The 12,773-nt window shown below is 48.4% G+C and carries 10 protein-coding genes and 1 pseudogene; 8 read left to right on the top strand and 3 right to left on the bottom strand.

The window, feature by feature from the left end; genetic code table 11:
- The 6 genes and pseudogenes from ACN0T0_RS12080 to phbB all read left to right on the top strand — a co-directional run.
- Positions 1-108: pseudogene (locus tag ACN0T0_RS12080) on the top strand (4-hydroxy-2-oxovalerate aldolase); the annotation flags it as partial.
- Positions 108-914 carry a 2-oxo-3-hexenedioate decarboxylase gene (dmpH, locus tag ACN0T0_RS12075; protein ID WP_417226401.1) on the top strand — a complete coding sequence of 269 codons (807 nt, stop codon included), beginning with the start codon at positions 108-110 and terminating at the stop codon, positions 912-914. The pseudogene ACN0T0_RS12080 and the gene dmpH, both read left to right, overlap by 1 nt.
- A 17-nt stretch (positions 915-931) precedes the next feature.
- The gene (locus ACN0T0_RS12070) at positions 932-1,525 is read left to right on the top strand and encodes an antibiotic biosynthesis monooxygenase (protein ID WP_417226400.1); all 594 of its coding nucleotides are present in this window, start codon (positions 932-934) and stop codon (positions 1,523-1,525) included.
- A 4-nt stretch (positions 1,526-1,529) separates the two neighbouring features.
- Positions 1,530-1,742, top strand: a complete 213-nt coding sequence (locus ACN0T0_RS12065) for a 2-hydroxymuconate tautomerase (protein WP_417226403.1) — start codon at positions 1,530-1,532, stop codon at positions 1,740-1,742.
- A gap of 206 nt (positions 1,743-1,948) precedes the next feature.
- Positions 1,949-3,277 (top strand): MATE family efflux transporter, encoded by a 1,329-nt coding sequence (locus ACN0T0_RS12060; RefSeq protein WP_417226398.1) that lies wholly within the window; start codon positions 1,949-1,951, stop codon positions 3,275-3,277.
- A 313-nt stretch (positions 3,278-3,590) separates the two neighbouring features.
- Positions 3,591-4,340 (top strand): acetoacetyl-CoA reductase, encoded by a 750-nt coding sequence (gene phbB, locus ACN0T0_RS12055; protein WP_417226396.1) that lies wholly within the window; start codon positions 3,591-3,593, stop codon positions 4,338-4,340.
- Positions 4,341-4,446: 106 nt separating this feature from the next.
- On the opposite strand, the gene ACN0T0_RS12050 is transcribed toward phbB, so the two are convergent.
- Both ACN0T0_RS12050 and ACN0T0_RS12045 read right to left on the bottom strand, forming a co-directional pair.
- The gene (locus ACN0T0_RS12050) at positions 4,447-7,113 is read right to left on the bottom strand and encodes a DUF349 domain-containing protein (RefSeq protein ID WP_417226394.1); all 2,667 of its coding nucleotides are present in this window, start codon (positions 7,111-7,113) and stop codon (positions 4,447-4,449) included.
- 189 nt (positions 7,114-7,302) lie between these two features.
- Positions 7,303-7,728 carry a YchJ family protein gene (locus ACN0T0_RS12045; RefSeq protein WP_417226393.1) on the bottom strand — a complete coding sequence of 142 codons (426 nt, stop codon included), beginning with the start codon at positions 7,726-7,728 and terminating at the stop codon, positions 7,303-7,305.
- 113 nt (positions 7,729-7,841) lie between these two features.
- On the opposite strand from ACN0T0_RS12045, the gene sbcB reads away from it, so the two are divergent.
- Positions 7,842-9,302 carry an exodeoxyribonuclease I gene (gene sbcB / locus ACN0T0_RS12040; protein WP_417226391.1) on the top strand — a complete coding sequence of 487 codons (1,461 nt, stop codon included), beginning with the start codon at positions 7,842-7,844 and terminating at the stop codon, positions 9,300-9,302.
- Positions 9,302-9,805: a hypothetical protein gene (locus ACN0T0_RS12035; RefSeq protein ID WP_417226390.1), complete on the top strand. Its 504-nt coding sequence runs from the start codon at positions 9,302-9,304 to the stop codon at positions 9,803-9,805. The genes sbcB and ACN0T0_RS12035 overlap by 1 nt, the downstream gene beginning before the upstream one ends.
- On the opposite strand, the gene ACN0T0_RS12030 is transcribed toward ACN0T0_RS12035, so the two are convergent.
- On the bottom strand, positions 9,784-12,627 hold the full coding sequence (locus ACN0T0_RS12030; RefSeq protein ID WP_417226388.1) for an insulinase family protein: 2,844 nt from the start codon (positions 12,625-12,627) through the stop codon (positions 9,784-9,786). The two genes, ACN0T0_RS12035 and ACN0T0_RS12030, sit on opposite strands and share 22 nt — an antisense overlap.
- Positions 12,628-12,773 lie beyond the last annotated feature (146 nt).

Here is a 12,773-nt window from a genome sequence, read left to right as displayed (position 1 = left end):
GCTCGGGATCTACTGGTGGAGCTGGGCCGTCGCGGCACGGTCGGTGGGCAGGAAGATATGATTGAAGATTTGGCGCTGACGATGGCCAAAGAAAAGGGGTTAATTTAATGTCCGAAGTAAACGAAAATAAGCTGACCACCGCGCAGATTGAAGCACTGGCCGAACACCTGGAAAACGCAGAATTACAGGCGTATGAAGTCACTAAAATTACCGATGATTATCCAGAGATGACCTATAAGGATGCGTTTGACATCCAATGGGAGATTCGTCGTCGTAAAGAAGCCCGCGGTCATAAGATTGTCGGTATGAAGATGGGACTGACCTCATGGGCGAAAATGTCCCAGATGGGAGTGGAACATCCTTGTTACGGCTTTCTAGCCGACTATTTTACCGTGCCCGAAAGCGGTGAAGTCAAGATTGACGAATTGATCCATCCGAAAATTGAAGCGGAGCTGGCGTTTGTCACAAAAGCGCCGTTGAAAGGACCCGGTATCCATATTGGTGATGTGCTGCGGGCGACGGATTTTGTCATGCCTGCGGTGGAAGTGATTGATTCGCGTTATAAAGACTTCAAATTCGACCTTAAATCGGTGATTGCCGATAACTCATCGTCTACTCGGTTTATCACCGGTGGTCGTATGGCCGATGTGGCGGATCTTGATCTGAAAACCCTTGGCGTGGTGATGGAGATCAACGGCGAAGTGGTTGAAGTAGGCGCAGGCGCTGCGGTGCTGGGGCATCCGGCCTCATCGGTGGCGATGCTGGCGAATATGCTGGGCGAGCGTGGTGAAGAGCTACCTGCCGGGTCTTTTGTCATGATCGGTGCGATTACCGCAGCGGTGCAAGTGAACAAAGGTGATTCTTTTTGTGTTCGTTATCAGGGTTTGGGTACAATCAGTGGTAAATTTGTATAACTGATTGGGGTGGAACAGTGACGGGCGAAAGTGGTATTGAGCAACAACTGACCGAACCGGGTCAGGAAGGTCCCGTCACCGTCAGCATCTCCCGCAAGGTGATTCCGGGGAAAGAAGCGGACTTTGAACAGTGGGTTTCAGCTGTCGTTGAAGAGGCGTGGGTCTATCCGGGTCAGCAGGGCAGTAATGTTTTGCGCCCCTCGGCTTCTACGGGCAACTGCTACGTGCTTATCTATCGGTTTGATAATTATCAGAATTGTCAAAACTGGGAAGGTTCTGAAGTTCGCCGGGCGTGGCTCAAAAAACTTGAGCCAATCATTGAGGGTGAGCCTGAAGTACAGCGTGGCACTGGACTCGAGTTTTGGTTTGACCTGCCCGAGCTACCGGTCAGCAAACCTTCGCCCCACAAGATGACGTTCGTGTTGCTGGTGGTGGTATATGCTTTGGTGATGGCGATCAATGTGCTATTAGGGCCATTCCTTAATAGTCTCGATCTATGGTTGAGGTCAGTCGTGATTGTGCTGTTACAGGTGTTATTGCTGACCTATATCGTAATGCCCCGCGTCACCCGGTTGCTGCAATCCTGGCTGTTTCGTCAGGGGCCTAAATAGGGCGATTAAGAAAGAGGAAAACGGCATGCCTATCGTGACGGTTAATATGATGGAAGGACGCTCTGATGAACAGAAAGAGCGGATGATAGCGGAAGTAAGTGATGCGTTGGTGCGTTCGCTGGGTGCACCGATTGAAAGTGTTCGGGTATTGATTAACGAGATGCCTAAACAGCATTTCGGTATTGCGGGCCAGTCGGCTAAAAAACTGGGCAAATAACTGTGAACATGAGCTGTTGGCATCCGTGGTTTCGATCAACACTTTGAGTCAGTCATGAAGTTGATGGATTCAAGTTGTGGTTGCTTAAAATCATATCGATAAAACCTCCTGCGGGAGGTTTTTGCGTTTAGCGGCAACAGCACTCAACTGGGCCGCGAGAGATGGTATGATGGCGGCTCGATAACTCCCGTCTATAAAGGTATTGAGTGAAATCCGATCTGCTGAACGATGATGTTCGTCCTACCCTGATTAAAATGACGCTGCCGATGATGCTCGGTATCGTTAGCCTGATGCTGTTTAATGTTGTTGATAGTTATTTTGTCAGTCAGCTAGGTACCCACCAACTGGCGGCACTGGGTTTTACCTTTCCAGTTTCATTTACGGTGATCAGCCTATCGATCGGCTTGAGTATTGGTACTTCTGCAACCATCGCTAGGCTGATCGGTTCGGGCAACGAATCCGGAGCTCGACAGCTAACCACCGACAATCTTTTAATGACCACCTTGTTGATGATCACCATCGCAGTGTTGGCTATTCAGGTGATCGATCCGCTGTTTCGTTTATTAGGGGCAGGGGACGATTTACTTCCCTATATCGACCAGTATATGTCGGTGTGGTTTGCTGGGGCGGTTTTCTATGTCCTGATTATGGTGTCTAACAGCTCATTACGGGCCAGCGGTGACACTCGCACACCCGCCTTATTGATGGGAATCTCATCATTGCTTAACTTGGTACTCGATCCACTGATGATTTTTGGTTGGGGGCCGGTGCCTGGGCTAGGGATTCAAGGGGCTGCGATTGCCAGTGTGATTGCCTGGAGTGTGACGGCGGTGTTTGCTTTATTAAATCTTTATTTTAATAAAGGTTTATTGGTGCTGCGGATTGAATCGGTTTCTGCTGCACTGCAGCACTGGTTGATGGTGATGAAGATCGGTTTTCCCGCCGCGCTGTCGAATATGATGACACCGATTGCCGCGGCTATTATGACGGCGATTGTGGCAACTCACGGGCCTGAAGCGGTGGCGGCATTTGGTGTTGGCAGCCGCTTAGAATCACTTTCCTTACTGGCGAATTTGGCACTGTCGATGACCCTGCCACCCTTTATCAGTCAGAACTTTGGGCGCGGTCATATTGAGCGTGTTCGCCGGGCTTACCTGTCCGCAGTGAAGTTCGCGCTGTTATGGCAAGCCATTGTTTATCTACTATTACTCCTCTTTGCCGGCGGCATTGGCTCGCTGTTTAGTGACAATGAATCGGTGATTAGCTTAATCGGATTGTGGATTCTTATTGTGCCGCTTGGGTTTGGCTTTCAGGCCGTCACCTTTCTGACTGCGTCCAGTTTCAACGCTTTACATCAGCCAATTAGAGCGATGCGGATTAGCGTGTTTCGATTGTTTTGTCTCTATGTGCCGTTGGGGCTATTAGGTAATTATTTGGCCGATTTACAAGGGATGTTTATCGGTTTTGTGATTGCGAATATGTGCACTGCAGCAATGTCGTATTGGTGGATGCAGCGACATCTCAAACGTCTGTAAAGTCTTTGACTTCAGTAAAATAAGTTGTATCTTGTCTTAAGGCCGTAACAGACGAAACCTAAACTCTTGAGCTAAGTCAAAGCTTAGTTATAGGGCTTATGTAAGTCTCTGTTATAGGGCTGCATATTGAATAATTTTGGGTGATACAGCTCGTTTGGTTTGCGATCAAATTGTTTATCACTCAACCAAAGTCATATTACACTGCGGTGCTGTTAACGCTATTATCCGCGCAGTGTTAATAATAACTAAATAATAACAACGCTATACAACGACTCGAAACAATCAACTCTCAAGAAGCAAAGGGGACACGAGCATGACACAGAAAATTGCTCTAGTAACAGGAGGTACGGGTGGTATTGGTACCGCTATCTGTCGGGCATTGGCTGACGCAGGCGTAAAAGTTGTTGCTGGTTATAATTCTGGCGGTAACCATGAAAAAGCTAAAGCTTGGCAGGCTGAGCAGAAAAACGATGGCTATGATATTTTGGTTGCCTATGGTGATGTTACCGATGAAGAATCATGTGCTGCCTGTATTAAAACGGTAGAAGAAGTCGCCAGCGGTAGTGTCGACATTCTGGTCAATAATGCGGGTATTACCCGTGACGGTACTTTCCGTAAAATGAGCTGGGAACAGTGGAACGAAGTATTGTCCGCTAACCTAGACTCCATGTTCCATATGACCCGTTTGGTTATCAATCCTATGCTGGATAAAGGCTGGGGTCGGGTTATCAATATCTCATCTGTTAATGCACAGAAAGGTCAGTTTGGTCAGTGTAACTACTCTGCGGCTAAAGCGGGTATTCATGGCTTTACTAAAGCATTGGCGCAAGAAGTGGCCGCTAAAGGCGTAACAGTGAACACTGTTTCTCCTGGTTACGTCATGACACCGATGGTTGCTAAAATTCCTGAAGAAGTTCTGGAAAAGATTATTCGTCAGGTACCTGTCGGTCGTCTAGGTGAGCCTTCTGAGATCGGTAAAGCGGTTACTTACTTGGCTAGCGATGATTGTGGCTATGTAACCGGTTCTGACTTCTCCATTAATGGTGGTCAACACATGTCATAAGCTGTATTCAGCTGATAAAAAACCCGCTTTTGCGGGTTTTTTTGTGTTTCATTTTTTGTTTCAAGTGCTCAATTAATGAGCACTTGAGGACAATTTACGCAGGGTTTCAACGAGCCTGCTGAAGGTTACTGTAGAAACGGATCTGTAGAGCTTCATGTTGCAGGGTGAGTGGCTGACACTGCCACTCTAGCTCTAACTGTTTAAGATCGTTACTGTTGGTTGAGGTTTGACGTTGCTCTAGGGCCTTTTGCAGTCGGTCCATCTGATATTCCATGCGTAAGGTCTGGTCCTGTTCAGGTGACTCTAATCCGAGTAAAATTTCCAGTCGGATACAGAGTTGGCGCAGTGCTTTCTCGGTAACTTTAAGCAGATCTTCCAGTTCAATTTCGTCTGAGATGAAGGCCAGCAATTGCTCGTAGCGGGCATTGATCATCGGTCCAAACTCGCCCTCTACTGCATCACACTGATGCCATGCGGCTTCAATCTCATCCAGTGCTAACTGGTCGAGAGTGCCATCCTGAATAAAGTGCTCCAACTGATCGCACAATTCGATGCGTTGTAATAGGGCGGGATAGGTTTGGCTGTCAGCCAGAGATGTGTTTTTAACGCCAGTCGGATTTGGTTGTTGCTCGTTCTGTTTGTTCTTATTGAGGTTTTCAAATATCTGGTTACAGGCTTTACGAAACGCTGGCCAGAGTTCCCGTTCGAGGCTATGGAAAGTATTGCCTGCTTCCTTCCAACGCTTCTGCAAGGCCTTCACGTCGGCTGCCGCGGTGCTGAGATCTTCTTCTGTTAGCAGTTGCTCAGCCTGCGTAAGCAGGGCTTTCTTCACATTGGCTACTTCATCTCGGTGGGCCGCAATTTTCTGATCGATCTGTTTGAGTAGAGCATTAAACTCGGTTTGCACTTGGCGACCTGGGGTACGATCTACCGGTGCATACTCTTTCCATTCTCGCTTAGCGGTGCGGCTGACCTGTTCGATCAAAGACCAGTCAGCTTGTTGCCAGTCGATCTGTTGGAGGAAGTTGGCAAGCTCTGACACCAGCGCGGTGCGTTTGTTGAGGTTATCCGTACGTTGCTGCTTCTGTAGTCGAAAATATTGCTCACAGGGCGTATAGGCCTGATCTGATGCGGCTTTAAAGCGTTGCCAGGTTTTATGTGAGTGTAGCGGGTCATCGCTGTCGAGCGCTTTCCATTGTAGCTGTAGCGAATTGATCTGTTTTGCCAGCAGCGGTGCCTCGGTGCTGCTGTCGATTAGGGCTTCCATCGCCTCGCATAAGGCTTCTTTCTTTTCTTTTACGGCAAAACCCTGCCAGTTTTTCAGTTCGTTGAGCTGCGCCAGTAGTCCTTTATAGCGTTGCTGCAGTGATTTGGGAGGATTTCCGCCCATATCGTTCAACTGTGTGTCGGCTTGCTGTGCCAGTTGGCAGGCATGTTTGATTTGCCCGGCTTCGATCTGTTGTTCGAGTTGGTTCAGCAGTTCAGTCAGATCCTGATAACAATGCTGCTGTTCCTGTTTTAAGCGATTGATCTGTTGTTGAATGTTGTCACGTTGTCCGCCAAGGCTATGTAACCCTTCGGGCGGTTTTATGTCGCTAGGCCAATTTAACTGTTTGATGAGTTTATTCCGCTGTTCAAGCTGGCTCAGCAAGAGGGTTTTATCGGCGTCGTTGGGCTGTTCGTCATCGAGTAAAGCGGCAATGACTGGTTGCTGTTGCAACCATGTACGGCCAGCCTGTTGATAGTGATCAAAACGCTGTGTCAGCGGCTTGATCAGGATTGGGGCTTTTTGCGCATCGATGCGGTGTAATTGCTCGATGGTGTTATCCCAGCAGGTTTGTTCGGCATCCAGATCAGCTTTGCAAAAGAGTTCGCCGGAGATCAGACTGGCGCAACGGTTAACGGTGTCTTCTAAGGTTTGGCACAGCGCTGATTGCTGCAACGCTTCACTATGAACTTTTTGCTGTTCTGCCTGTTGTTGCTGGCATTTTAGCTGTTCGGCATTGACCGTTTTCTGGCAACATTCAACCAGCGTGTTATAACGCTGCTCTTGGTTGTCATCGTTGGCTTCTTTTAGACCTGCCCATTGCTGACAAAGGGCTTCCAGTTTGGCGCCATAAAGAGGGAAGTACTCGGTTCTACTGAGTTGTTCAAGACTGCAAAGTAGTTCTTCTTTACGCAACAGCCATTGCTCTTTAAGACGGGCTTGCTCCTGCTGTTGCTGCTGTTTATTGCGAATAATCCGATAGACGGTTTTATCCCGTCCTCGGATCGCTTTACCGGCTTGTTCTAATAGTTCTGGAGACTCGAGCTTTTCTGCTGCGAGTTGGCGCAGTTGAGTACAGTTGCCATTAAGAATGACTGAAATCAGACTTTGTTGATCGTTGATGCGACGTATCGCATGTTGCTGGATCTCTGCGTTTTCACTGTGCAGGGCAATATGCGCGAGCATATTCTCATCCTGGAGACAGTTAATGCACTCATGTTGCTGGCTGTAGGTATAGCCGGGGTCTAAGATGATTTCGCAGATCCGTTTAGCGACACTACGACGGATATCGGGGTCCACATCATGGGCTAGAATGTCGGATAATAGATCGGGTGCGGCAATTTTTTCGACAGCCGCTAAACGAACTTCAACACTCTGATCCTGCCGGGCAAGTTGAGCAAGCACTTCACGGTGCTCGGTGTTACCAGGGCTTAATCGGTGCACTGCGCGAATGCGAACAGTGGCTTTATTGTGCTGCCAACGGGGTTTGAAAAACTTTGCAAACATTACATCGATCCTGCAAGGGCCACTTAAAAACAACGGTACTGGTGGCAAAAGGCCGTATTCTACCGGCGTTTAGCGGTGCAGGAAAAGCCTTGACAGAAAAGAAATAACGTCTCTTTACGGCGACGGCGGTGGTTGTTTGCCTGTCTGTGGGGCTTCACAGTGGTTTATCGAGGTAAAATTTATTTACGGTTATTTTATTATTTCGACTTCGCCATCAACGTAAACCCAGTGATTATCCTGTTTTCTAAAGAATGAGCGCTCGTGAAGATCAGCTTTTTGCTCAGAGGTTTCAAAATGGGCTATAAATTCCACGATACCTTCTTGATCATCCGGCTGTCCCGCCTCGGTGTTAAGGATCTTCAGTCCGGTCCAGGTGGTGGCTTTTATTTGTTCTGTAATCAGTGCGGCATCATCGGGGTCGCGGTGTTCAATCGCGGTGGTGCTGATGAGATAATCGACGGCTCCAAGAACGAAAGCAGTATAGCGTGAACGCATCAATGCTTCGGCGGTGGGCGCCGGTTTATGTCCTTCAATGGCCGCTTCACAGCAGAATGAAAATGGCTTATTTGAGCCACAAGGGCAGGCAAGCGTGGTATCTTTATGATCGTGAAGCATATGGGCCCCGGCTAAGATAGAAATCAACTATTGATAGGCTATTATAAGGGGCGCAAAAATTAAACCTATTGATCAAAAGCATTAGCCGGTAATCCGGTATAAAGGCGAATAGAATGGCGGCATCCTCAACACCCACCTTTTTCTGGCATGACTATGAAACGTCCGGCGCGGACACAAAACGTGATAGGCCGCTGCAGTTTGCCGGTATCAGAACCGATCAGGAGCTGAATATCATCGAAGAGCCGGTGATGTTTTATTGTAAGCCAGCAGAAGACCTGTTGCCCCATCCACAAGCCTGTTTGATCACCGGTATTACACCGCAAAAAGCGTTACAAGAAGGTTATTGCGAAGCTGAGTTTATGGCTATGGTACACGAACAGTTAGCCCGCCCTGGCACTTGCGGCGTAGGGTATAACAGTATTCGTTTTGATGATGAAATTACCCGTTATGCACTGTATCGCAATTTTTTCGACCCCTACGGGCGTGAATATCAGAATGGTTGCTCCCGTTGGGATATTATCGATATGTTGCGATTGACCCGGGCACTTCGTCCTGAGGGTATCGAATGGCCGGTATACGAGGATGGACGCCCGAGTATGCGCCTCGAAGATTTAACCAAAGCCAATGGTATCGATCATGGCAATGCCCATGATGCCTTAGCAGATGTGTATGCCACGATTGCGATGGCTCGCTTGGTCAAAGAGCGGCAGCCCAAGTTATACCAATATGCGCTGAATAATCGTGATAAACGGACCATTCAGGGGCTGCTGGATGTTATGACGATGAAGCCGGTACTGCATATCTCATCTATGTATCCTTCTGAGTGGGGTAATGCGGCTGTGGTCGCTCCCCTTGCCCAACATCCGACTAATAAGAACGCGGTGTTAGCCTTTGACCTGCGTTGTGATCCGACCCCCTTGCTAAGCTTGCCAGTAGATGAAGTGCGTCGGTTAATCTACACCCGGGTTGAGGATCTGGCCGAAGGTGAACAGCGTATTCCACTAAAACAGATACATACCAATAAATCGCCAATTATTGCTCCGGCGTCGATGTTAACCGCAGCAGAGGCAGAACGGTTAAATATCTCGGGTGATCTGTGTCGTACGCACCTAGCGATGTTACGTAGCAGCTCTGATTTGAAGCAAAAATTGGCCGAGGTGTTTTCCGCCGCGGATTTTGCAGATGATTTTGACCCAGACCATATGCTTTATAGTGGCGGGTTCTTCGGGGATGCCGATAAGAAGAATATGGAGATCATCAGAAGTACCCCACCGGATCAATTAGCTACGCTGGACTTGGCGTTTCAAGATACCCGGTTGGAAGAGATGTTTCTGCGCTATCGTGCCCGTAACTATCCCTTTAGTTTGCATGAAGAGGAACGGGCCCGTTGGGAAGAGTTCCGCCACCTGCGGCTGCTTGGGCCTGATAATGGCGGCCATCTGACGATGACAGAGCTCTTTAGTCAATTGAATGAGCTATATCAACAGCCGGATCTATCGGCCTCTCATAAAGAGATTCTTGAAGAATTGGCGTTGTATGCTGAAGCGATCTATCCGATGGATGAGGTGTATTGATGAACTCTTCTGTTAGCGCAAAGACATTCGCCCTGTTGACCTTGGTGGTCAGCGCGAGTGTTATGGCTGACAGAAAAGAGGATCTTATCAACCCGATCGCATATGACGTGGTTAAGCCTGACGGCTACATGGACTCGCCAGTGGATCCCGAAAACGTGTATAAGTATCGGCGGCGGGGTTATGTGGATAGTGAGCCGATGTCTGAAATTAAGCCCTACGACATTCCTGAACGACAATTGCCGCCCCCGACAGTGGTGCCCTACAGTGAACCGGCAGAGGTTGAACGGGTGGTTAGCGTAGAGCAAAAACCGCCGCCATTAACCGGCGAAGATAAGGTTTTTGCTCAAATTGCGCGTGATCAGTTAGAGATAAAATGTGCGCTGGATGATTCTTTAGCCGATTGTGAAGGCATTGAAATTGAGGTTAGGCCGGGGCCACAGGAAAAGAAACCCCGCTCGCGCAGGGTTATCGATCGTCAGCTTCAGGCCTCTGGCACAAACTGATGGGTTTGTTTGAGTTTACTAATATCAGCATCACAGATGGTTCTGAGTGCTTGCTGATCAACGCCGTCACGGTGCTGTTCTCCGAAGGAACGTACCGTTAGGCGTCGTAGAGGCAGTTGCTGATAACATTTATCTAAGTCTTCCCGTGTTAGCTCATTAATGGCGCGGGTCAATTGCGCCCGACTATCAAAATTGAGTTCTCCCCGATCAATCTCATGCCAGTAGCGTTCACTGAGCTCCGACATGCGATTTTCTTTCTTGTTGATGCGTGAGATAACACTTCGCTTAAACGCTTCGAGTTGCTGTTCATCCATGGCGGCCAAGGTGGTTGCTGTGGTTTGGATGAACTGGTCGATCTGTTGCTCTAGTCCGATGGGGTTGGTATTGGGTGATTGAATCACAAAGGCTAGTCCGGGGGCTTTACGCATCGGCAGGGATGTCTCGAAGACCACATAACCGAGTTGTTGCTCGGTGCGTAAGCTGCTGTAGAACGGCGCGGATAGCATCTCAGCTAAGAGGGCGTATTCAGCCCGGGTTTTCATATCGCTACTCTCACCTTGGAAATAGACACTGATAGCCGAGTCATTATGCTCTAACGGTAACGTCTGGGTGAGTTGCTGTTCTTGTTGCAACTGAATAACCGGTAGTGCATGACCGCTGGCCGAGGTTTTAGCCGATGGCAGGGCAGTGGTGACGGTATTGGCCATCTGTAAGGCTTCTGCCGCAGTCAGGTTGCCGTGTGCCAACATACGCACTTCAACTTGATCGAGTAGCTGCGGCACAAAGGCTTGTAAACGTTGTAAGGAGACCGTTTTGAGGGCCGCTAGTTTTTTATCGGTGCTCCAGCTTTGCAGCAGTAGGTTATAGATTTCGCCGAGAGTTTGGTTAAAGGGCTTATCTTTACGGCTGTTCTCCAGTTCTTGGGTATATTTCTCTTTCAGCCGAGCAAAGCTAGCGTCAGTAAACTGTGCCTGTTGCAGGCTAGTCATAACCTGTTGCAGCAGCTGTTGCTGTTTATCATCATAGCCAGAGATACGAACACTCAAACCCCGCATATGAGGGTAGATCTGGGTATTTAGGCCCGCCAGCGAAGCATCATAAAAGGTTTCATTTAGCTGATCATTGATGAGCTTGGTAAAGAGTGCGGTCATGACCGCGTTCTCCGGCGTTTGGTTAGCCTGTTCTGAAATAATCGAGAAGAAAAAGTCTACTTTTGGCAGTTTGAAGGTCGCATCCTGTTTATGCCAGAGGGAATAGCCATCTCGTTGCAGAATTCGTTCGGGCCGTGACTGTTCATGCTCGAGGGGTTTAAGAGTGAAATTATCGGCGATAAAGGGGTTAAGCTGACGTACCTGTAAGGCCGGGTCAATAGACGGGTTTTGCCACTGTTGCAGGCGCTCGGGTGAGATTGGCGTAACACTGTACTCAGCCTTAAACCAAGGATCTTGTTGATCGGTTTCGAGGTTTTTAGCTTGCAGAGTGATGAGTAGGTTCTCTGGGGTTAACTGCTCTAGAATTTGATTAATTAAGGCCGGTTCAAACTTTTCCATCAAATAGTCGGCGCTGATAACGGCATCGGCAGGGTAGAGTTGTAAATTGTGTGCCAGCCTGGCGACTTCATGAATCGGCTCTGATTGTTCTTTGAAGCGGAAGCTGATATTGCTGAGTTGTTGCTCTTCTTGATAAAGGGCCGCAGATATTCCCTGCTGTTTTAATAGCTGAATCGCCGCAAAGGTGGTTTCGATAACCTGATTATAGTGGGCAAGGCCTTCGTCTGTGAGTGAAATTGATAATTCGATTGAGGATTGATCTGGTAGATCGGTGCCGCGGTATGCGCTCAGACCATTGACCCAACCTTTCGCTTTAAGGGCAGAAAAAAGGCTGCCTTTGCCTTCATAGCCAAGCATCGAGGTAATAAAGTGGGCGGGCTTTTCGCGATAATAGGCGCGGGTGGCCTGAATCGGAAAGGTTAACGTGAGTTGTTGGATATCTTTCAGCGTTTTAATATTCTGCTGTTCCGGCAGGTTGGTATATAGCGGAACGGCGGATAGAAAGGGGGTGGTATGACGATTTTTAACCGCTGAAAATTTTTCTTCGACGAGCTGCTTTAGTTCTGAAACCGGCGCCTTGCCCAACACCACAACGGACATCATATTGGCAGAATAGTAGCGTTCATAGAAGGCGATAAGATCATCTCTGAGTTTGCCATCCTTATTTGATAGTGTCTCTAGGCTACCCACAGCAAATTGGCTCATACTGTGCTGAGGGTTGATCAGATGTTTGCCAGCCGAGTATCCCCGCCGACCGTCGTCGCGTAATTTTGATTGATATTCGGAGTTCACCGCATGGCGTTCACGGTCGACATATTTTTCAGCAAATAAAGGCTCGACAAAAAAGCGTGAGAAGCGATCCAGTGCCGGGGCTAGCTGATCGGCTTTAATATCAAAAAAATAGTTGGTGTTCTCGAATGCCGTAAAGGCGTTGTGATTGCCACCATGATTACTGATGTATTCCTGATAACTACCCGCCTGCGGATATGTTTTGGTGCCTAGGAAGAGCATATGTTCAAGAAAGTGAGCCAGTCCGAGACGGTTTTTTGGATTCGCATTTGAGCCCACATTAATATTGACGGAAGCGGCCGCTTTATCGGTGGTTGGATCTGAAATGACCAGTACTTTCATCTCATTTGGTAAGGTGAAAGCAAGGTAGTCGCGGTTGTCCGTAGGGCTTTTTTGGATGGCAGCGTAGGCGGTGTTGACGGTAAACAATAGCAGCAAGAAAAGGCTGTAAACGATATTTTTATTATGTCGGGTGTTGCGCATACACTCAGGCCTCTGGATGTTAAAGCGGTCGTTAAAAATACAATCTAAACGTCTATCTAATCATGGCAACCTTACGATGCCTGCAAATGGCATAACAGGGGGGACGCGAAGAGGGTCGCTCGATAGCGTTTGCAGATCTAAAGCTT

Source organism: Amphritea sp. (genome assembly GCF_048266285.1).
Taxonomy (GTDB): domain Bacteria; phylum Pseudomonadota; class Gammaproteobacteria; order Pseudomonadales; family Balneatricaceae; genus Amphritea.
Note: the sequence above shows the minus strand (reverse complement) of the source record. Positions and strands in the feature narration are given on the sequence as shown.

What these genes read in the sequence shown, in the direction of transcription:
- dmpH (WP_417226401.1), top strand. Translation starts at nt 108, where the DNA reads ATGTCCGAAGTAAACGAAAATAAGCTGACCACCGCGCAGATTGAAGCA.
- phbB (WP_417226396.1), top strand. Translation starts at nt 3,591, where the DNA reads ATGACACAGAAAATTGCTCTAGTAACAGGAGGTACGGGTGGTATTGGT.
- ACN0T0_RS12050 (WP_417226394.1), bottom strand. Translation starts at nt 7,113, where the DNA reads ATGTTTGCAAAGTTTTTCAAACCCCGTTGGCAGCACAATAAAGCCACT.
- ACN0T0_RS12045 (WP_417226393.1), bottom strand. Translation starts at nt 7,728, where the DNA reads ATGCTTCACGATCATAAAGATACCACGCTTGCCTGCCCTTGTGGCTCA.
- sbcB (WP_417226391.1), top strand. Translation starts at nt 7,842, where the DNA reads ATGGCGGCATCCTCAACACCCACCTTTTTCTGGCATGACTATGAAACG.
- ACN0T0_RS12035 (WP_417226390.1), top strand. Translation starts at nt 9,302, where the DNA reads ATGAACTCTTCTGTTAGCGCAAAGACATTCGCCCTGTTGACCTTGGTG.
- ACN0T0_RS12030 (WP_417226388.1), bottom strand. Translation starts at nt 12,627, where the DNA reads ATGCGCAACACCCGACATAATAAAAATATCGTTTACAGCCTTTTCTTG.